Origin of the sequence: Bacillus sp. A1, assembly GCF_042296235.1 — a bacterium.
GTDB lineage: Bacteria > Bacillota > Bacilli > Bacillales > Bacillaceae > Bacillus > Bacillus velezensis.
Window position 1 is genome coordinate 552,592 of sequence record NZ_CP141181.1, and the last position, 17,821, is coordinate 570,412.

A 17,821-nucleotide genomic window follows, 5' to 3' on the forward strand; every position below is an offset into this window, starting at 1 on the left:
ATAACAAAAGGCGCCGAACGGCGCCTTTTTTCTTTCATGTCAGCCAAGCATTTCTCAAAAGCTGTACGCCCTGTGTGATCTGATCCGTATCGAGATGGGCGAAACCCAGCTTTATAGTCGGCGGTTCGGGTTTTTGGGCAACGAAATAAATGGCGGTAGGGTACACCTTCACTCCGTACTGAAAAGCGCGTTCGATTAATGTTTCTTCTGTATAGTTCAGGTGAACTCTCACCAATATATACAATCCCGACTGCTCGCCGATGATCGTCACATGATCGCCGAACTGCTGCTTTACATGTGAAATCAAGTGCTGCATTTTTCGCTTGTAAACAATGCGCATGCGCTTAATATGGCGGGTCCATTCACCGGCCTTCATCAATTCAGCCATGGTCAGCTGGTTAAGCGAAGAAGCGGTGCTTTCGAAATGAATAAACCGTCTTTTATACCGGTGCAAAAGGCGTTGCGGCAAAACCATATAGCTTATGCGGATGCCAGGAAGAAAGGATTTTGAGAAATTCCCTAAATAAATCACCCGGTCTGATTGAATGGAAGCAAGAGCGGGAAACGGCTGCTGTGTATAACGGAATTCACTGTCATAATCATCCTCAAGAATATAACCCTCTCTATGATTCACCCAATTGATCAGAGTTTGGCGCTGCTGAATGGACATGCTTACGCCGTAAGGGCTGTGATGGGAAGGGGTCACATAGATTAATTTTTCTTTCATTGCATGTAATTGAGAAAAATCAGCTCCGTTTTCATAGACAGGCATCGTCTCCAGAGAAAGCCCGTGAAATTGAAAAGCCGCTCTGGCACCGTCAAATCCCGGGTCTTCAACGATCATTCCCGAAAAATCCTCTTTCAGAATCCGGCTGAGATATATCAGCATCTGCTGCGTGCTGCTGCCGATGATAATGGAATCCGCATCTGTTTTCACTCCGCGGGATTCCAAGAGATAAGCGGCAATTTGTTCACGCAGGTCTCTCTCGCCGAACGGTTCACCGTAAAGGAAGCTTTTCTCTGATGTCAAAACTTGATTGTATAATTTTCTCCATGTTTTCAGAGGAAAATGATTTTGATCGACGGCTCCGGCACGAAAATCAATCAGGATCGGCTGAGTTGATTCGGTTTTCTCAGCGTAAACAACATCGTTTTCTTGTTGAAATAAAGAGGGTTCTATTTCATTAGCAAAATATCCTTTGCGTGTTTCTCCGCGAATGTATCCCTCCGCTAAAAGCAGATCATAGGCCATCAGCGTTGTATTACGGCTTACCCGCAGAGAATCTGCCAGCTCCCGAATTGAAGGCAGCCGCTCATCTGCCTGAATATTTCCCTGCTCAATCAATGTTTTAAATTGCTCATAAATTTGTTTGTATTTCGGGGTATCGCTTTCGAAAGCGAAAATCATATTTTTCATCAGATGTTCTCCTCTGACATGTATATTTATTCAAAACTGTACCTTTTTAAATGTCAGTTGATATCTTATTATAGCGGAAAGCGCTTTATCAATCCATGTTCAGAGAGGAGAGTTTTGTATGTATATTCCCGCTCCATTTCAGCTGAGTGAAGCTGAAGCGTGCGATGTAATCAAAGAGTATGGTTTCGCAGCATTGTTTTCAACGGCGGAAGGCATGCCGTATGCAACCCACCTGCCATTGATGATGAGTAAGGATAACGAATGCTTATACGGTCATTTTGCATTGCCGAATCCCCAATGGAAAGAGATTGATGGCCAAAACGTGTTAGCCGTTTTTCAAGGGCCTCATTGTTATATCTCGCCCAAATGGTATGAGACGAATCAGGCTGTTCCCACATGGAATTATGTGGCGGTTCATGTTTACGGAGAGGCGGAGCTTTTGGATGAGGAAGAAACCGTGCAGTCGATGAGTGATCTCGTATTGAAATACGAAAGCCCCGACAGCCCGTACAAATTAGAGGATGTCGATGCGAAATTGCTGGCAGGCATGAACAAAGGGGTAAAAGGTTTTAAAATCAAAATCAGCAAAATAGAGGGGAAAGCAAAGCTGAGTCAAAATCATTCAGCCGCAAGACAAGGGCTGGTCGTACAACAGCTCAAACAGATTCCTCATACAAACGAACAGCTCATTTCCGGCTTGATGGAAGAAAACATCAAACGGATCACTGTGAACAACTGACAAGCATACTAAAAACATACCGGCAGCATGCGGTATGTTTTTTCAGGTTACGAAGCTTTTCTCAGGATGAATAACGACTCAAACAGCACATAAATCAACGGCGCCATTAAAATGAAGAAAGAATGAAAAATAGCATACGGTATGAGTAAGTAAACGATAAGTTTCAATAGAATGGAAGACGTTTTATTCAATGTCCAGCGGTTTTTCAAGATATCAGTCATACAAGCTAAAATAAGGCCGACCGTCAAATATCCGGCTGCTATGTAGAGATAAATAAAAAGGTAAAACGGGTAAGAAGACAACGGCGGTGTGTCCTCTTGTGTCATTTTTAAACTCACGTAAAAGACCAATAAAAAGCAAACGGACGAAACGAGAGCTAACAAAAGGTGTTTATATAAATACTTCTTCATGTGTTCACCTGCCTATGGCGCAATTATTTCTTAACATATTATGACATGGTTTTACCGTTTCTGATATGTGAGCGGGGCGTAAAGAATCAATATCATCTTTTTATGAATCCGTTTTTTGTTCGGCTGGATGTAAAGAAGAATACACCAAAAAAAGCTGTCAGCTTGGTCCTGACGGCTTATTTTTGGTGAAAGGCTTATTTCTCTGTGGTGAAATAAAGCAATGCTATGACCGGAAAAGCGATTCCAATCCATAATGTGATACTCCACCCGCCTGAGGCGTATGCCCATCCTCCGATTGATGATCCTATAGCACCGCCCAGAAAGAAGATTGCCATAAATAATCCGTTTAATCGGCTGCGAAATTCAGGTGCCAACGAAAAAATGGCACGCTGACTGAGTACGAGATTGGCAGATACCCCCATATCCAACAGGATAGCAGCGGCCACCAGAACTGCTATTCCGACGGGGGAGCTGCTCTGAATCATGAGCGGGAGTAATAAAGAAACGATGACAACACCGAGAGCGATTCCGGTGGCAAGCCGGGTCAAGCCGAGATCAGCCAGACGGCCGCCTATCGGTGCAGCCGCTGCACCCGCAATGCCCGCTAATGCATACAGCGCGATTGCCTTTTGAGAAAAATGAAAAGCAGGACCGGACAATAATAAAGGCACAGTCGTCCAGAATAAGCTGAAAGCTCCAAATACAAACGCATGATAAATGGCACGGCGGCGTAAGACCGGAGTCGTGCGCAGCAGCTTCCACATTGAACCGAGTAAGACGGTGTAGCTTGTGTTTGCTGTTGGTTTTCTGGCAGGAAGCACTTTTGATAAGACGATTGCCAGGACAACACTTAACGCGGCGGATAAAGCAAATATGGCATTCCACCCCCATATATCAGCGACCAGGCTGGATATCGGACGGGAAAGCATAATACCGAGAAGCAGGCCGCTCATCACATTGCCGACAACCCGGCCTCGTGCGGCATCTGGTGCAAGGTATGATGCGAACGGAACTAGCACTTGGGCTGCGATGGATCCCAGTCCGATGAAAAACGCAGCGGCTAAAAACAGTGTTCCATGCTTCACACATGCTGTCAGTGTCAAAGCAGCTGCGCTTAGAAGGAGCGATACAACGACAAGTTTTTTGTTTTCGATAATGTCTCCCAAAGGGACGAGAAACAGTAAGCCGGCAACGTATCCGATTTGAGTCAGCGTGACAATCAGTCCGGCGCTGCTTGGAGAAAGCCCGATTGCCGCACTAATGAATCCTGCCAAGGGCTGTGCATAATAAAGATTAGCGACAATGATACCGCATGCCGTTGCGAGAAGAAGGGTTAAACCAGGTGAAATTCCCTGATCTGCTGTTTGTTTGTTTTCTTTAGCCATATGAATGAACTCCTTTTTAAGTGGTTTTTATAATGCTTGATAAATGATTTGCTGATTCATCTCCTTTACGCAGAGGCTTTTGGAGTCTGCATTTCATCAAGACTTCCCTCAAGTTATTTTGTGAACTAAACGTTTAGTTTTGTTATAAGCAAATAATATACTAAACGTTCAGTTTTGTTATAAGCAAATAATATACTAAACGTTCAGTTTTGTAAATGGGTTTCTGTTTTCTTTTTTTATACAGGTTAAGTATACTGAACGTATCGTTTATAATTCGGGAAGGAATGATTCATGTGCAGAGTAAACGAGGACGGCCACGCGATGAAGGAACACATAAGGCGATTCTTTCTGCAGCCTATGACCTACTGTTGGAAAATGGCTTTGACGCGGTGACAGTCGATAAAATTGCTGAGCGTGCCAAAGTGAGTAAGGCAACGATTTATAAATGGTGGTCAAACAAGGCTGCCGTTATCATGGACAGCTTTCTTTCGACCGCTACGGACAGACTGCCTGTGCCCGATACAGGATCAACAGTGCAAGATATATTGACCCACGCCACGAATTTAGCAAGGTTTTTGACGAGCCGGGAAGGAACCGTTATTAAGGAATTAATCGGTGCGGGGCAGCTGGATGCAAAATTGGCGGAAGAATATCGCACGCGATTTTTCCAGCCCCGCCGCCTCCAAGCGAAAGGCCTTCTGGAAAAGGGAATTCAAAAAGGTGAATTAAGAGAGAATCTTGATATTGACGTAAGCATCGATCTCATTTACGGACCGATTTTCTATCGCCTGTTGATCACAGGTGATGAGGTGAATGATTCCTATGTGCATGATCTGGTGATGAGTGCGTTTAAGGGAGTTCAGCCTGCCTGAAAAATACTCGGATCATGTGAAAGAGATGCAGACTTCTGCTGCCTATGGGCGGAATATAATGAAAGGCCGAACAAGTTCATTGTTCGGCCTTTTCTGATTGATTTGCGAACTGCCGGGCGGCCGCCACGCAAGCGATAACGCCGACGTTTACCGCCGCAAGTTCCCATCCTGCTTTTTCATGGAGAATCATGGCGGCCAGTAACAGCCCGAAGAAAGGCTGCAGAAGCTGCAGCTGTCCGACCGCGGCGATGCCTCCCTGGGCGAGTCCGCGATACCAGAATACGAAGCCGATCAGCATGCTGAATATTGAGACATATGCAAGACTGAGCAGTGCGGGCGCGCCGATGTTTGACCATGAGTCCGGCATGAAGCAGAAAGACAGGATGAACATAAGGGGAAGCGATAAAACGAGAGCCCAAGAGATCACCTGCCAGTTGCCAAGCCGCCGGGAGAGGCGGGCGCCTTCAGCATAACCGAGACCGCACACGATAATCGAAGCGATCATGTACGTATCACCGAGCGGAGAGGATTCCCCTCCTTGCAGCAGAGCATATCCGGCTACGAGGATGCTGCCGGCAGCCGAGAAAATCCAAAAGACCGGTCTGGGCCGTTCGCCTCCTCGCAGTACGCCGAAGATCGCCGTCGCAAGCGGGAGAAGCCCGATGTAGACAATGGCATGAGCGGATGTGACATGCTGAAGCGCTAATGCTGTAAGCAGCGGGAAACCGATCACGACGCCGAGCGCTACTGTTAGTAGTGAAATGATGTCGCTTTTGGCAGGACATTTCTCCTGAAAAATGAGGAGCAGAGCGCCTGCCAATATACCGGCTATCGCGGCGCGGCATACGGTGAGAAATACCGGATCAAAGTCCGCTACAGCCAAGCGGGTCGCAGGGAGCGAGCCGCTGAAAATGAGCACGCCGATAAATCCGTTAATCCAGCCGTTTGCGGCCTTATTCATTCCAATCACTCCAATATATATTTCTAAACCCATTTTCAAAGTTTATAATGACTATAAACTGAAATTGGCCTTATACAAATGGCCAGTTTTTATAAAAAGAAGAATGCCAGTTTGGAGGGAGTAAAAATGGATATCACGCCATTTTTAAATAGAGATCTGGATATTCCGCTTTATCAGCAGCTTTATCGGCATTTTAAGGAAAATATGCATCAGGGCCGTATTCCTAAAGGACTGAAGCTTCCTTCAAAAAGGCTTTTGTCAAGTCAGCTTTCCGTCAGTCAGACGACTGTGGAGCGTGCCTATGAACAGCTTGCCGCCGAAGGCTATATTGTCAGTAAGCCGAGAAGCGGATGGTTTGCCGATTATGACTCGGACGCCGTCTATGTGAAAAAGCCGGGCGCTTCGCCTGTTCAAACAAAGGCGAAGGAAGACCGCCAATGGATTGATTTTCACTACGGCACTGTGGATGCCGCTCATTTTCCTTTTTCGGCATGGCGCAAAAGCATGGTTGCAAGCTTAGATCAATACGGGCACGAGCTGTATCGGCCCGGGGATGATTTGGGCGAGCTTGAACTGAGAACGCTCATTTCAGAATACTTATATCAGTCGCGCGGCGTGAATTGTCTTCCTGAACAAGTGATAGTCGGCGCCGGAAACCCTGCTCTTTTGCAAATGCTGTGCATAATATTTAAAGCAAATCTATCCATCGGATATGAAGATCCGGGTTATCCGAGAGCGAGGGAGATTTTTAAAGCCAATCACATGAAGATCATTCAGATACCCGTCGATGATGAAGGAGTTTGTATCCGGAAGCTGAATGAAGAGCGGCCGCGTCTTGTATATGTCACGCCTTCTCATCAATTTACGTTAGGAACGATTATGCCGGTAAACAGAAGGATTCAGCTGCTGAAATGGGCGGCGGAACATCAATCGTTCATTATAGAAGATGATTATGACGGTGAATTCCGATACACCGGCCAGCCGATCCCATCATTGCAAGGGCTTGATCAGCATCACCGTGTTATTTATATGGGAACGTTTTCCCAATCTCTGCTTCCTTCGCTGCGCATCAGCTATATGATTCTTCCTTTGCCGCTTATCGAAAAAGGCAGGGAAATCGCTTCTTTATATAAGCAGACCGTCTCCTGCCACAGTCAGCTGACGCTGGCTCAATTTATCAAAAGCGGAGAGTGGCAGAAACATATTAACAGAATGAGAAAGCTGTACCGGAAAAAAAGAGCGGTATTATTAGAGGCCGTGCGGCGCGAGCTGGGACAATACGTCAGGATTCGCGGAGAAAATTCCGGGCTGCGGATTTTACTTGACGTTCAGCTGCCTTTCAGTGAAAAAGAGCTGATTGAAAAGGCGGAGGAACAAGGAGTCAAAATCTATCCCGTGTCTCTCACCTATCAAAAACAGCTCCCTGAAAAAACAGTTTCTCTCGGTTTCGCGGGGGTTTCTGAAACCAATATACAAGAAGGTATAAAAAAACTGAGAGCCGCCTGGGCGCTGTAAAAGGCAGCTCACAGTTTGAAATACTGAAGCTTGAGTCAGGGGTGCTGTCTCAGCAGCAAAACAATTTATAGGACGGGCAGGCGGAGCGCAGTATCAATATTTTGCAAATTGAGCCGGACTTGTTCGTTTGTGTTCCACGGGTGATACCAGCCTTTTTCCATCATATAGCGTGAGATTTGCTCGTGCATGTCAAGGGCTTCTTCTAAGTGCCGGGTGAGGATCGCTTTCACTTCAGGCGTTCCGGCTTCCGTCGCCGCCATCGCATAGTTTCTGACACCGCTTTTTGCCGAATTCAATAAATCCATTGCGACAATTTGGTCTGTCAGTGCATTCATTCCCGTCAAGTATTCAATAATCGGATTCATTCGTGATTCATCTCCTCATTTCATGCTGTGCATCAGATAAAATCGAGGCAAATTCCTGCAATTGCCTTGTTGATGTATCCACATCCTGCTGCATGATTTCTTTCAGCTGCGGATCGGATACGAGCGCTTTCATGGTTTTGGATTTCGTCAGGCAAAGGGACTTAAAAGAAGCCATCTCCTGAATTTCAAGTAATTCATGTAAGGCGCTGGCCATTTCTGTAGCCTCCGTTCTTTAAGGTTTGAGTACAACTTTAATACAATCATCTGTTTTCGTGTCAAACATCTCATAGCCGTGCTTCGCTTCACTGAGCGGAATGACATGGCTTACAACATCGCCCGGATCAATTTTGCCGGTTGACACCAATTCAAACATATACGGCATATAGTGGATGACCGGAGCTTGTCCTGATCGGATATTGACGTTCCGCTGCATGATATCGCCAAGGGGAAACCCGTTGTATCTGCCGCCGTACACACCCGTAATCTGGATCGTTCCCCCTTTTCGCACCGCTTGGGACGCGATGACCAATGCGCTCATCGCCCCGCCCTGAAGTTTTAATCCGCTGGCGAGGAACTCGAGATCCGTCATTTTTCCGTCCATGCCGACGGCGTCAATGACAACGTCGGCGCCGCCTTTGGTGATTTCCTTCAGGTAGCTGCCTGTATTTTCGTGGTCTTCGAAGTTCACGATTTCTACTTTATTCGTCCGTTTCGCATGCTGGAGACGGTAGTTGACATAGTCTACGGCTATTACGCGTTTCGCTCCCTTTAACCAGCAGAATTTTTGAGCGAAAAGGCCCACGGGCCCGCAGCCGAGAACGATAACTGTATCGCCTTCTTTTACGCCGGCATTGTCGACGCTCCAAAAGCCGGTTGTCATCGCATCGGAAATAACACTCAGTTTCTCATCCGGTTCTTCGCATGTTTCGGGAACTTTAAAGTGGGTAAAGTTCGCAAATGGGACGCGCAAATATTCGGCTTGGCCTCCCGGATAGCCGCCGGCATTTCCTGAATAGCCGAAATAAGCGCCTATATCGCCGTTCTCATTTGATTGATCACATTGGCTTTCCAGATGATTTTTACAATAAACGCATTCTCCGCAGGCGATATTAAAAGGAATAATGACGCGGTCGCCTTTTTTGACTTTCGTCACGCCGGGACCGGTTTCTTCCACGATGCCCATCGGTTCATGGCCGATGATGTAGTCTTCCTGCAAATTCGGGATGAGTCCGTGGATTAAATGTAAATCTGATCCGCAAATTGCCGTACTTGTGACTTTTATAATCATGTCATCGTGTTTTTCAATCTTCGGATCAGGCACGTCTTTGACAACGACGTTTTTCACTCCTTGATACGTTACGGCCTTCATGCTGTAATACCTCCAGTGTTAGTGTTCATCAGGTGTGCGGTCAAACATCCCTTTTCTGTTTGTTTCAACGGGAAACAGGTTCATGCTTCCGACCATGAGGGTATTTTTTGCAGAGAGCTGATCCAATTTATACTGTTCGCTCAAATCATGCGGGTGAAACCACTTTTTGCTGACCATCAAGTCTGTTATCTCCTGATGCATCGCGATTCCCTGCATGAGCTGTTTGCGCAGCAAAGCTCTTACATCAGGTGAAGCGGTTTCTGTTAAAGCGACGGCGGTATTTCTGACGCCTTCTTTGGCGCGTATGAGAAAATCCATTGCGAATGTCATATCCGCGAGTTCAGGGACATGTAATGAATTGATCGGATCTAAATGGTCATGATTCAATGATGCTTACCTTCCTTTCAATTGATGATCGAAGTCGGCCGGTTTTGAGGAACGGGAGCCTGAAACGTTGCCCGTTCATAAACCGCCTGCAGATCAGCCAGGTCTTGAGAGGCTTGCTGAACGTCTTTTTCCATTAACGTTTTCAGATCCTGATCAAACACAAGCCCTTGCATGAGCTTGGATTTCGCTACACAAAGCGTCTTGAAGTTAATGATTTCATGTAAGTCCAGCGACTCGTGAGCCGCTAATTCACGCTTATCCATAATCGTCTGAAACCTCCCTTTCTAAAAATACGTAATTAATTTCCCCTGAGAAAAGAGGTCTAGTCTTACAAATTTTGTTTATCAGAAAAAGCGGAGAAAAAGTCTGACGGTGCAAAAGAGGAAGCATAATCGCTTCCTCTTGTTCACATGGAATGGCTGTTGGTGTCATGAACGTTTTTCTGATGCGCGGGCGGTTTTGCCGCGCGGGAGACGAGCCTGCTGAGCACGATGCCGATCAGTACGATGATCAGTGCTTTAACAAGGCCGAATTCTTCACCGAGCAGTCCGAGAACGGGAGGGCCGACTAAGAAGGCGCAGTAGCCGACGAAGGAGATTGCTCCGACCCGCTTAACTGCTCCTTTTGGGTCATCGCCGGCTGCGGAAAGGCCGACCGGGAAGCCGAGGGAGGCGCCGATTCCCCAAAGAAAGACGCCGATTACGGCTGCTGTGAGGTTTCCGCTGAAAATTACAAGGGAAAGTCCGATGACACTGACGGCGGTGCAGAGACGAAGAACGGGCACGCGTCCGTACCGGTCCAAAAATGCCCCGCCAAAGATGCGGGCGATCAGCATAGCGGTGAGGAAGACCCCGTAAACCGCCGTGCCTTGCGCGTGCGTCACGTGAAAACCATCCGTCATGGTGAGCGGAAGCCAGTCATTGGCCGACCCTTCTGCGAAAGCCATTCCGAGCACGATGAGCCCGATCAGCAGTGTGCGCGGCTCTGTCCAGACGTTTACCGGCTTTTCGCTTGAGACTTCCTGCCGCCTTGAGACGGCATCTTCTTTCCCGGTGTCCTCCGGCAGAAACCGGAAGAAAGTAAAAATCAGGATAAACTCAATTCCGGCAATGAGCAGCAGGTGAACGAGCACGGGAACCTTGAATAAAATAGCGAGAGAGGAGAGTCCCGCGCCTATCAATGTGCCGGCGCTGAACGATGCGTGCAATGCGGGCATCATGGTTTTCCCGGCGGCGCGTTCAAGGGCGGAACCATCTACATTAAGGGCCACTTCCGCAAGTCCGTAGCCGAGCCCGAAGATGATCAGTCCGGCAAATACGATGCTTTTGAAAGCGGCAAAAACACCTGCGCTGATGACGAATATCCCGATAATGACAATCAGAACACTGATCAGAGCTGCGAATCTGGTTCCCTTCCGCGAGATGATCCGGCTGGCGCTTAACAGACCGATTAATGAGCCGCATGCAAGGCCGAAAATAATCAATCCCATCACTGAAGTCGAGGCTTTCAGCGTTTCTCTGACTTCAGGCGTGCGGGAAATCCAGGATGAGAAAGCAAGTCCGGGCAGCGAAAAAATAATAAAAAGGGAAAGTTTCCATTTTTGAATGCCCTGTTTACTCATGAAATCAGTTCCCTCTCTGCCAAATGAAGCGGAAAACGCAGAGATTTTAATGTGATGGCAATCAATCCTTTTTGATAATAGGGCTGGATGTCATCTATGAGAATCAGCTCGGGCATGTGTTCTTTCGGGACAAAAGCGGAGCATGCTTCATAAACCTGTTCCATATCCAATCCCTTTGATAATTCTCCGATAAACGCAATGGCCTGCGGATTGATGATTGAAATCATGGCGCTTGTCATCTTAACAGCCAGTTCCGGAAAAGAATCAGGTGAATAGAGCTTTTCAAGCTGCTGCTTCCGTGTCGTTTCAAATGGAATATAAGAAATTTCTCCGGCGAATTGCGTATTGCCTTTGACTAAGCGCCCGTCTATAACGAAGCGCGCTCCCGGAGGGTTGTCTTTGACAAATGCGGCCATGGCGATGGTTTTCGGGACGGAATATTGCTGATCGCGATAAAATCCGTACAAAGCGTAATGCATCTCGTTTTCTACATTGACCTTGACAGAATGTCTGGCTTCAAGTCTTTCCTGCATCGGGATATCACACAGCTCTTCAGTGTCACAAATGCCGATGATGCCGTGGCTGACCACACCCTGAACCCCCATGCCGATCGCCTTTATATTGGGAAACCGCCTTATCCATTCGTCAGTAAGCCGTTCGATGACGTCATAATTGATGACATCATAAAAGTGGCTGTCTTTTTCAATATAGTCACCGTGCCAATCTGCCAGCGCGACGTCAATCGAATGGACGCCGCCTTCTGTTTTAACGGATATGCCGAGTACCAAATGACTGTCCGCATTTAACGTAAACTGCCTTGCTTTTCTTCCGCCTGTTGAGGCGCTCGGTTCCAGTTCCATAACTTCGCCGCGTTCTTTTAATTCATGTAAAATGTTTCCGCACGTGGCGGCGCTGAGCCCTGTTTGTTGAGAGAGAAAGGAAATGGTGGCCGCATCCGTTTTCAGCAGCGCTTCAATGATTGTTTCTTCATTCGTTTTTTTTACAATGGATGTATTATTAATGGTATTTGCCATGATTCCGCACCCCTTTATTAATCACTTTTTAAAAGACTTATTAAAAGTAGTTTAAAATATACTTACCGAATCAGTCAAGACGGGTTAACATTGTTTTCAAGCGGAGAATAAACAGAATATCCTTGCTGAAAATGGAGGCTCGACACATGAGTTCTGATAACAAAATCTATTATGAACGCGAAACGGAAGAGCTGAGGAAGAAAAACATCCGGGCGCATAGGCTTGTCCGGGAATTAAACGACGCCGATCCGGAAGCGTTTGAAACAAAAGAAGCGCTCATCAGAGAATTGTTCGGGACGGCAGGGGAAAAACCGGGCATCGAGCATAACTTTCACTGTGATATCGGAACCAATATTCATGTCGGTGATCATTTTTATGCCGGCTGTAATTGCACCATTTAGACATGGCTGACGTGCGAATAGGCGATAACTGTATGATACGGCCGAATGTCGGGATCTATACAGCCGGGAGGAAGAAATAAAAGCGGTTACGGCATTCCGATTACGATCGGAGGCAGCTGTGTCATTTTTCGTCACCATCGGCGAAAACTCCGTCATTGCGGCCGGTACAGTCGTTACGAAAGACGTCCCGCCAAATCCCGTCATGGCTGGAAACCCGGGGAAGGTCATAAAAAAGATATGAACAAAAACAGCTTGCGAACAATCCCGCAGGCTGTTTTTTCTTTCACCCGTCATGCAGGGACAGAAGGGGAAGGTGAGAAGAAGGCACATATGGTATGATGACAAATAGAATAAAACCTCGTGAGGCCGGTCGGCTAAAAGGAAGTGGACAGAGATTGTTTGGTACAAAACATCAAGAAGACTACGTCTCCCGTGACAGACGCTCATTGCATATGCTTGCGCTTCGGGTGCCCGGTCTGGCGTTTATTTTAATGGTATATGCCGCATCAGTCTCTTTGCAGTACATTTATGAAAGCTGGACGGTTTTTTTGCAGCTGTTATTCACGATATTGATCGTCATTTTTACCGTGCTGCACTGGCATTCCCATCGCTGGGTGAAGAAAAAGACGTTTCTTTATTTCATCATACAGGGATTTATCATATATACATCGGCTAACTTGATGACCGGCGGCTATATCGCGCTGGTGATCGGTCTCTATGCCTTTTTAATCGGGCAGATTATCGGAATGGCGGATAAGGGAAAAACGCTGCTCATACTCTATCTTTTCATTTTAATGTCCATAACAGCCTTGCACCAGGAGCATCCGCATCATCTGCTGCGTTTCATCGTTATCGCCGCTCCCATCATGATCGTGATTATCACGTATGCGGCCACATTTTTCGCGCAAGTTGATGAAAAAATAAAAACACAGATGACGCTTGAAAAATTAGAGCTCGCTCACCGGCAAGTGAAACAGCTGACGCTTCAGAATGAAAGACAGCGGATGGCGAGAGACTTGCACGATACGCTTGCCCAAGGATTGGTCAGCTTGCATATGCAGCTTGAAGCGGTGCAAGTTCATCTTTCGAAAGATAACACTGACAGAGCGAAAGACATCATCAGCCAGGCAATGGACAGAGTGAAGGGCACATTGGCTGATGCGCGCTCGGCCATTGACAACCTTCGCAGCAAATCAGAAGAGATCGGGTTCTTAAAAGAAAGCATCACTGAACAAATCAACCATTTTACAGAAGCCTCCGGGCTGTCTTGTTTTTTAGATTACAGCGTGCATCATGTGCTTGACGTTCATACGGCGGAGAATTGCCATTACATGATCGGAGAAGGCCTGACAAACGCCGCCAAGCATGCAGAAGCAAAGAATGTCTGGGTGTCCGTTCGGGAAGAAGAGAGACAGATCCGCATAACCGTCAAAGATGACGGGAAAGGCTTTGATGCCGGAACAGAAATGAGAAAAAGCGGACATTACGGGCTGCTTGGGATACAAGAACGCGTCAATATGATGAACGGTACTTTCCGTATAACAAGCGCCAGATCAGCGGGGACTCAAATTGAGATCATCATACCAATTCAGGGAGAGGCGGAACATGTATAAAGTGTTAATAGCAGATGACCATCTTGTCGTCAGAGAAGGTCTGAAGCTTTTGATAGAAACAAATGACCATTACACCATAACGGGAGAAGCGGAAAACGGGAAAACCGCCGTCCGCCTCGCAGAGGAACTAAAGCCCGATGTCATTCTCATGGATCTGTACATGCCGGAAATGAGCGGGCTGGAAGCCATTAAACAGATAAAAGAGCATTCTGATGTGCCGATCATTATTTTGACGACCTATAATGAAGATCATCTGATGATAGAAGGCATCGAATCAGGCGCGAACGGTTATCTGCTGAAGGACACAAGCTCAGAAACCTTATTTCATACGATGGATGCGGCAGTCAGGGGAGAAGTGCTTCTGCAGCCGGACATCTTGCGGCGTTTCCGGGAAATGAAAATGGAACGGGCAAATGCCAATGAAACACAGCTGACGGACAAGGAAATCATAGTTCTGCAAGCCGTTGCGCAAGGACATAAAAGCAAAGCGATCGCCTTCGATTTAGGAATCTCAGAGCGGACGGTAAAAGCGAGATTAACATCAATTTATAACAAATTAGGCGCTGATTCGCGGACGGAAGCCGTCACCATTGCCATGCAAAAAGGCATTCTGAAACTGAATATATAATGAAAAACTGCCCAAACGTACATGCCCCTATGTACGTTTTTTTTATGTGAATGTGAACTACAATTAGGCAGAAAGTAATGATTGGAGAGGAGTATTCGATGTCTGGTTTTTTATATAAATTAGGGGGATGGTCTGCCCGCAATCGATTAAAAATGATCAGTGCGTGGCTCGTGATACTGATCGCTTCGATTGTGATCGCCATCTCGTTAAAACCTGCTTTTTCTGAGGATATGTCAATTCCCGACACACCTTCTGAAAAGGCGATGGATATGATTCAAAAAGAATTTTCAAAGGGTCCCGATAAAGGAAGCATACGGGTTATTTTCGGAGCTGAAGACGGGAAGAAATTGACGTCAAAACCGGAAAAACAAGCGATTGAAGAGACATTAAAGAAGATCAAAACAGATCATTCAGTCGCTTCGATTGCAAGTCCTTTTGAGACAGGAACCATTTCTAAAGACGGATCAGTAGCATATGCCGATATTACGTACAAAAAAGCGGCGGATGACATTACGGATGCGTCTGTTTCACATATTAAACACAGTCTGTCCGCCGCAGGAGACAAAGGTCTGCAGACGGAGCTCAGCGGCGATGTGCCGGGGGCCGGTGTTGAAATCGGCGGTGTATCTGAAATTGTCGGCGTTGTGCTGGCATTCGTCGTACTGGCTATTACGTTTGGTTCATTAGTCATAGCGGGGCTTCCGATTGTCACGGCCCTGATTGGGTTAGGCGTAAGCGTCGCGCTGACGTTAATCGGGACACAGTTCTTTACGATAGCCTCGGTCAGTCTCTCATTATCCGGAATGATCGGACTGGCCGTCGGGATTGATTATGCGCTGTTTATCTTTACGAAGCATCGTCAGTTTTTGGGCGAAGGTGTACAAAAAAATGAATCGATCGCTAAAGCCGCGGGAACGGCTGGCAGCGCCGTCGTTTTTGCGGGACTGACCGTGATCGTCGCGCTTTGCGGATTGACCGTTGTCGGCATTCCGTTCATGTCTGCCATGGGATTGACTGCGGCACTCAGTGTGCTGATGGCTGTATCGGCTTCTGTTACGCTGGTGCCTGCGGTGTTGTCAATCGCAGGAAAACGGATGATTCCGAAATCAAACAAGAAGAAAGAAAAGAAAAGCGCCGACACGAATGCCTGGGGGCGCTTCGTTACAAAGAAGCCTATTCTGTTAAGCATTTTCAGCATTATTCTTTTAGCCGTCATCAGTCTGCCGGCCATGCATTTAGAGCTGGGGCTGCCTGATGCGGGAATGAAAGCGAAAGACAGCCCGGATCGCCGCGCCTATGATCTGTTGTCTAAAGGATTCGGCGAAGGCTTTAACGGCAAGCTGACAATTGTTGCCGATGCAAAAGGGGTCAAGGGGAACAAAAGTGAAGCATTTCAAGACGCCGTGAACGAAATGAAGGACTTGCACAATGTGGCGAGCGTCACACCGGCCATGCCGAACGAAAAAGGGGACTATGCCATTATTACGGCAGTGCCTGAAACCGGGCCGAATGATAAGGCAACGAAAGAGTTAGTGCAGGATATACGGAAACGATCAGACAAAAACGGCATCCGCCTGCTCGTCACCGGGTCAACCGCGGTGAACATTGATATTTCAGACCGGTTAAACGATGCCATTCCGGAATTCGCCATTCTCATTGTCGGGTTTGCGTTTGTATTGCTGACCGTTGTTTTCCGCTCGCTTCTCGTGCCCCTTGCCGCCGTCGTCGGCTTTTTGCTGACGATGACCGCTACACTCGGCTTATCGGTATTCGTTCTGCAGGATGGGAATTTCACCGGCTTGCTCAGCATTCCGGAAAAAGGCCCGATTCTCGCCTTCCTGCCTATTTTAGCGATCGGTATTCTTTTCGGACTGGCGATGGATTATCAAGTATTCCTTGTCAGCAGAATGAGAGAAGAATATGTCAAAACAAAAAATCCGGTACAAGCCATCCATGCCGGATTGAAACATAGCGGACCTGTCGTAACAGCGGCGGGACTGATCATGATTTTCGTCTTTGCGGGATTCATCTTTGCGGGAGAAGCTACGATCAAATCCATGGGCTTGGCAATGACCTTCGGTGTTCTTTTTGATGCGTTCATTGTAAGAATGACCATTATTCCGAGTGTCATGAAGCTGATGGGACATGCGGCCTGGTACTTGCCGAAGTGGTTGGATAAGATCATTCCGAATGTGGATATCGAAGGCCATAAGCTGACACAAGGCAAAACACCGGAGAAACCGGAAGAATAAAATGAAAAAGCAGATCGTTATGATCTGCTTTTTTTATGTGCTGATCGCATTCATGAAAAGAGAAAAAAGCTTTTTCATGTCTTCATGTTTTTTTGTCAGCATTTCGGGATGCCATTGCACGCCGACGACAAATAATTCACCCGTCCGTTCAATCGCTTCAATGGCCCCGTCTTTCGCATAAGCCGCGGCTTTAAACGAAGGCGCCGTCTCTTTTATGATCTGGTGATGGAATGAATTCACCCGCGCTGAATCGCCAAACAAAGAATGGAGACGTGTCCCTTTTTCAAAGGAAACATGATGGGTTTTTAACGGCGGGTCTTTTTCTTGGTCATGCTTAATGTCAGCAAACGAAGCGTGTGTCAGATCCTGATATAAAGTTCCCCCGTAAGTGACGTTTAACATATGCATCCCCCGGCAGATGGCCAGAATCGGCTTTTCTAAAGCAACCGCCGTGAGAATCAGCTCCTTCTCGTAGGCGTCCCGATCAGGAAAGGTCTTTCTTAAAGCCTGTAAAGGTTCTTCGCCGTAAAACAGCGGGTCTATGTCCTGGCCGCCGGACAGAATGATCCCGTCAACATGAGAGACCTGTTCCTTTACAAGCGCCGTCTCTTGAATCACCGGCAGTATAAACGGCACACCGCCGGCCTCAGAAACAGACTGAATATAATCATTATTGACATATGCCCGATTATAACCCGGGAAAGGACCGGATTGATCAGCCATAATGTTTCCCGTAATTCCGATGCGTTTGGCCATTCTTTGCCCCCCTGAACCATGCTCATAATAAATCTGAACGTAGGTTGTACAAATCAGTTTGAAATTATTCTTCATGATACGTGAACTTTCCAAAAC

20 protein-coding genes are annotated in these 17,821 nt (G+C 47.0%); 8 read left to right on the forward strand and 12 right to left on the reverse strand.

The features are described 5' to 3' along the window. Positions 1 to 34: 34 nt before the first annotated feature. Positions 35 to 1,417 carry a PLP-dependent aminotransferase family protein gene (locus U2H13_RS02915; RefSeq protein ID WP_376700662.1) on the reverse strand — a complete coding sequence of 461 codons (1,383 nt, stop codon included), beginning with the start codon at positions 1,415 to 1,417 and terminating at the stop codon, positions 35 to 37. 118 nt (positions 1,418 to 1,535) lie between these two features. Between U2H13_RS02915 and U2H13_RS02920 the strand changes: the two genes are divergently transcribed. Further along, entirely contained in the window at positions 1,536 to 2,156 is a 621-nt protein-coding gene (locus U2H13_RS02920) for an FMN-binding negative transcriptional regulator (RefSeq protein WP_103527117.1), read from the forward strand. A 47-nt stretch (positions 2,157 to 2,203) separates the two neighbouring features. On the opposite strand, the gene U2H13_RS02925 is transcribed toward U2H13_RS02920, so the two are convergent. After that, positions 2,204 to 2,566, reverse strand: a complete 363-nt coding sequence (locus U2H13_RS02925) for a hypothetical protein (protein ID WP_376700663.1) — start codon at positions 2,564 to 2,566, stop codon at positions 2,204 to 2,206. A 194-nt stretch (positions 2,567 to 2,760) separates the two neighbouring features. Beyond that, positions 2,761 to 3,951 carry an MFS transporter gene (locus U2H13_RS02930; protein ID WP_121984499.1) on the reverse strand — a complete coding sequence of 397 codons (1,191 nt, stop codon included), beginning with the start codon at positions 3,949 to 3,951 and terminating at the stop codon, positions 2,761 to 2,763. Positions 3,952 to 4,244: 293 nt separating this feature from the next. On the opposite strand from U2H13_RS02930, the gene U2H13_RS02935 reads away from it, so the two are divergent. Beyond that, on the forward strand, positions 4,245 to 4,823 hold the full coding sequence (locus U2H13_RS02935; RefSeq protein WP_021495037.1) for a TetR/AcrR family transcriptional regulator: 579 nt from the start codon (positions 4,245 to 4,247) through the stop codon (positions 4,821 to 4,823). Between the two features lie 76 nt (positions 4,824 to 4,899). On the opposite strand, the gene U2H13_RS02940 is transcribed toward U2H13_RS02935, so the two are convergent. Further along, positions 4,900 to 5,784 (reverse strand): DMT family transporter, encoded by an 885-nt coding sequence (locus U2H13_RS02940; RefSeq protein WP_022552666.1) that lies wholly within the window; start codon positions 5,782 to 5,784, stop codon positions 4,900 to 4,902. A 126-nt stretch (positions 5,785 to 5,910) separates the two neighbouring features. Between U2H13_RS02940 and U2H13_RS02945 the strand changes: the two genes are divergently transcribed. Then, complete coding sequence (locus tag U2H13_RS02945; protein WP_376700664.1) at positions 5,911 to 7,299, forward strand: PLP-dependent aminotransferase family protein; 1,389 nt, start codon at positions 5,911 to 5,913, stop codon at positions 7,297 to 7,299. A gap of 65 nt (positions 7,300 to 7,364) precedes the next feature. On the opposite strand, the gene U2H13_RS02950 is transcribed toward U2H13_RS02945, so the two are convergent. The 7 genes from U2H13_RS02950 to U2H13_RS02980 form a co-directional block, all read right to left on the reverse strand. Further along, positions 7,365 to 7,664: a spore coat protein gene (locus tag U2H13_RS02950; RefSeq protein WP_014417026.1), complete on the reverse strand. Its 300-nt coding sequence runs from the start codon at positions 7,662 to 7,664 to the stop codon at positions 7,365 to 7,367. Between the two features lie 7 nt (positions 7,665 to 7,671). Further along, a complete protein-coding gene (locus tag U2H13_RS02955; RefSeq protein WP_014417027.1) occupies positions 7,672 to 7,878 on the reverse strand; it encodes a hypothetical protein in 207 nt (68 codons plus the stop codon). 18 nt (positions 7,879 to 7,896) lie between these two features. Beyond that, positions 7,897 to 9,033, reverse strand: a complete 1,137-nt coding sequence (locus U2H13_RS02960; protein ID WP_014417028.1) for a zinc-dependent alcohol dehydrogenase — start codon at positions 9,031 to 9,033, stop codon at positions 7,897 to 7,899. 18 nt (positions 9,034 to 9,051) lie between these two features. Further along, positions 9,052 to 9,420, reverse strand: a complete 369-nt coding sequence (locus U2H13_RS02965; protein WP_014417029.1) for a spore coat protein — start codon at positions 9,418 to 9,420, stop codon at positions 9,052 to 9,054. Positions 9,421 to 9,437: 17 nt separating this feature from the next. Beyond that, entirely contained in the window at positions 9,438 to 9,683 is a 246-nt protein-coding gene (locus tag U2H13_RS02970) for a hypothetical protein (RefSeq protein WP_015416919.1), read from the reverse strand. 143 nt (positions 9,684 to 9,826) lie between these two features. Continuing rightward, a complete protein-coding gene (locus U2H13_RS02975) occupies positions 9,827 to 11,041 on the reverse strand; it encodes an MFS transporter (RefSeq protein WP_376700665.1) in 1,215 nt (404 codons plus the stop codon). Continuing rightward, complete coding sequence (locus U2H13_RS02980) at positions 11,038 to 12,075, reverse strand: ROK family protein (protein WP_014417031.1); 1,038 nt, start codon at positions 12,073 to 12,075, stop codon at positions 11,038 to 11,040. The genes U2H13_RS02975 and U2H13_RS02980 overlap by 4 nt, the downstream gene beginning before the upstream one ends. 146 nt (positions 12,076 to 12,221) lie before the next feature. On the opposite strand from U2H13_RS02980, the gene U2H13_RS02985 reads away from it, so the two are divergent. The 5 genes from U2H13_RS02985 (at position 12,222) to U2H13_RS03005 (ending at position 16,969) form a co-directional block, all read left to right on the forward strand. Beyond that, a complete protein-coding gene (locus U2H13_RS02985) occupies positions 12,222 to 12,476 on the forward strand; it encodes a maltose acetyltransferase domain-containing protein (RefSeq protein ID WP_014417032.1) in 255 nt (84 codons plus the stop codon). 118 nt (positions 12,477 to 12,594) lie between these two features. Continuing rightward, entirely contained in the window at positions 12,595 to 12,717 is a 123-nt protein-coding gene (locus tag U2H13_RS02990; RefSeq protein WP_014417033.1) for a maltose O-acetyltransferase, read from the forward strand. 154 nt (positions 12,718 to 12,871) lie between these two features. Next, on the forward strand, positions 12,872 to 14,089 hold the full coding sequence (locus tag U2H13_RS02995; protein ID WP_032860620.1) for a sensor histidine kinase: 1,218 nt from the start codon (positions 12,872 to 12,874) through the stop codon (positions 14,087 to 14,089). After that, the gene (locus U2H13_RS03000; protein WP_053285505.1) at positions 14,082 to 14,717 is read left to right on the forward strand and encodes a response regulator transcription factor; all 636 of its coding nucleotides are present in this window, start codon (positions 14,082 to 14,084) and stop codon (positions 14,715 to 14,717) included. The genes U2H13_RS02995 and U2H13_RS03000 overlap by 8 nt, the downstream gene beginning before the upstream one ends. 98 nt (positions 14,718 to 14,815) lie before the next feature. Further along, positions 14,816 to 16,969 (forward strand): MMPL family transporter, encoded by a 2,154-nt coding sequence (locus U2H13_RS03005; RefSeq protein WP_022552671.1) that lies wholly within the window; start codon positions 14,816 to 14,818, stop codon positions 16,967 to 16,969. 33 nt (positions 16,970 to 17,002) lie between these two features. Here the strand turns inward: U2H13_RS03005 and U2H13_RS03010 are convergent, their stop codons facing one another. Continuing rightward, positions 17,003 to 17,725, reverse strand: a complete 723-nt coding sequence (locus U2H13_RS03010) for a gamma-glutamyl-gamma-aminobutyrate hydrolase family protein (protein ID WP_014417037.1) — start codon at positions 17,723 to 17,725, stop codon at positions 17,003 to 17,005. Positions 17,726 to 17,821 lie beyond the last annotated feature (96 nt).

Coding starts and splice junctions, on each gene's coding strand:
- U2H13_RS02950 (WP_014417026.1), bottom strand. CDS start 7,664: ATGAATCCGATTATTGAATACTTGACGGGAATGAATGCACTGACAGAC.
- U2H13_RS02945 (WP_376700664.1), top strand. CDS start 5,911: ATGGATATCACGCCATTTTTAAATAGAGATCTGGATATTCCGCTTTAT.
- U2H13_RS03010 (WP_014417037.1), bottom strand. CDS start 17,725: ATGGCCAAACGCATCGGAATTACGGGAAACATTATGGCTGATCAATCC.
- U2H13_RS02930 (WP_121984499.1), bottom strand. CDS start 3,951: ATGGCTAAAGAAAACAAACAAACAGCAGATCAGGGAATTTCACCTGGT.
- U2H13_RS03000 (WP_053285505.1), top strand. CDS start 14,082: ATGTATAAAGTGTTAATAGCAGATGACCATCTTGTCGTCAGAGAAGGT.
- U2H13_RS02925 (WP_376700663.1), bottom strand. CDS start 2,566: ATGAAGAAGTATTTATATAAACACCTTTTGTTAGCTCTCGTTTCGTCC.
- U2H13_RS02940 (WP_022552666.1), bottom strand. CDS start 5,784: ATGAATAAGGCCGCAAACGGCTGGATTAACGGATTTATCGGCGTGCTC.
- U2H13_RS03005 (WP_022552671.1), top strand. CDS start 14,816: ATGTCTGGTTTTTTATATAAATTAGGGGGATGGTCTGCCCGCAATCGA.
- U2H13_RS02975 (WP_376700665.1), bottom strand. CDS start 11,041: ATGAGTAAACAGGGCATTCAAAAATGGAAACTTTCCCTTTTTATTATT.
- U2H13_RS02960 (WP_014417028.1), bottom strand. CDS start 9,033: ATGAAGGCCGTAACGTATCAAGGAGTGAAAAACGTCGTTGTCAAAGAC.
- U2H13_RS02970 (WP_015416919.1), bottom strand. CDS start 9,683: ATGGATAAGCGTGAATTAGCGGCTCACGAGTCGCTGGACTTACATGAA.
- U2H13_RS02920 (WP_103527117.1), top strand. CDS start 1,536: ATGTATATTCCCGCTCCATTTCAGCTGAGTGAAGCTGAAGCGTGCGAT.
- U2H13_RS02985 (WP_014417032.1), top strand. CDS start 12,222: ATGAGTTCTGATAACAAAATCTATTATGAACGCGAAACGGAAGAGCTG.
- U2H13_RS02980 (WP_014417031.1), bottom strand. CDS start 12,075: ATGGCAAATACCATTAATAATACATCCATTGTAAAAAAAACGAATGAA.
- U2H13_RS02955 (WP_014417027.1), bottom strand. CDS start 7,878: ATGGCCAGCGCCTTACATGAATTACTTGAAATTCAGGAGATGGCTTCT.
- U2H13_RS02915 (WP_376700662.1), bottom strand. CDS start 1,417: ATGAAAAATATGATTTTCGCTTTCGAAAGCGATACCCCGAAATACAAA.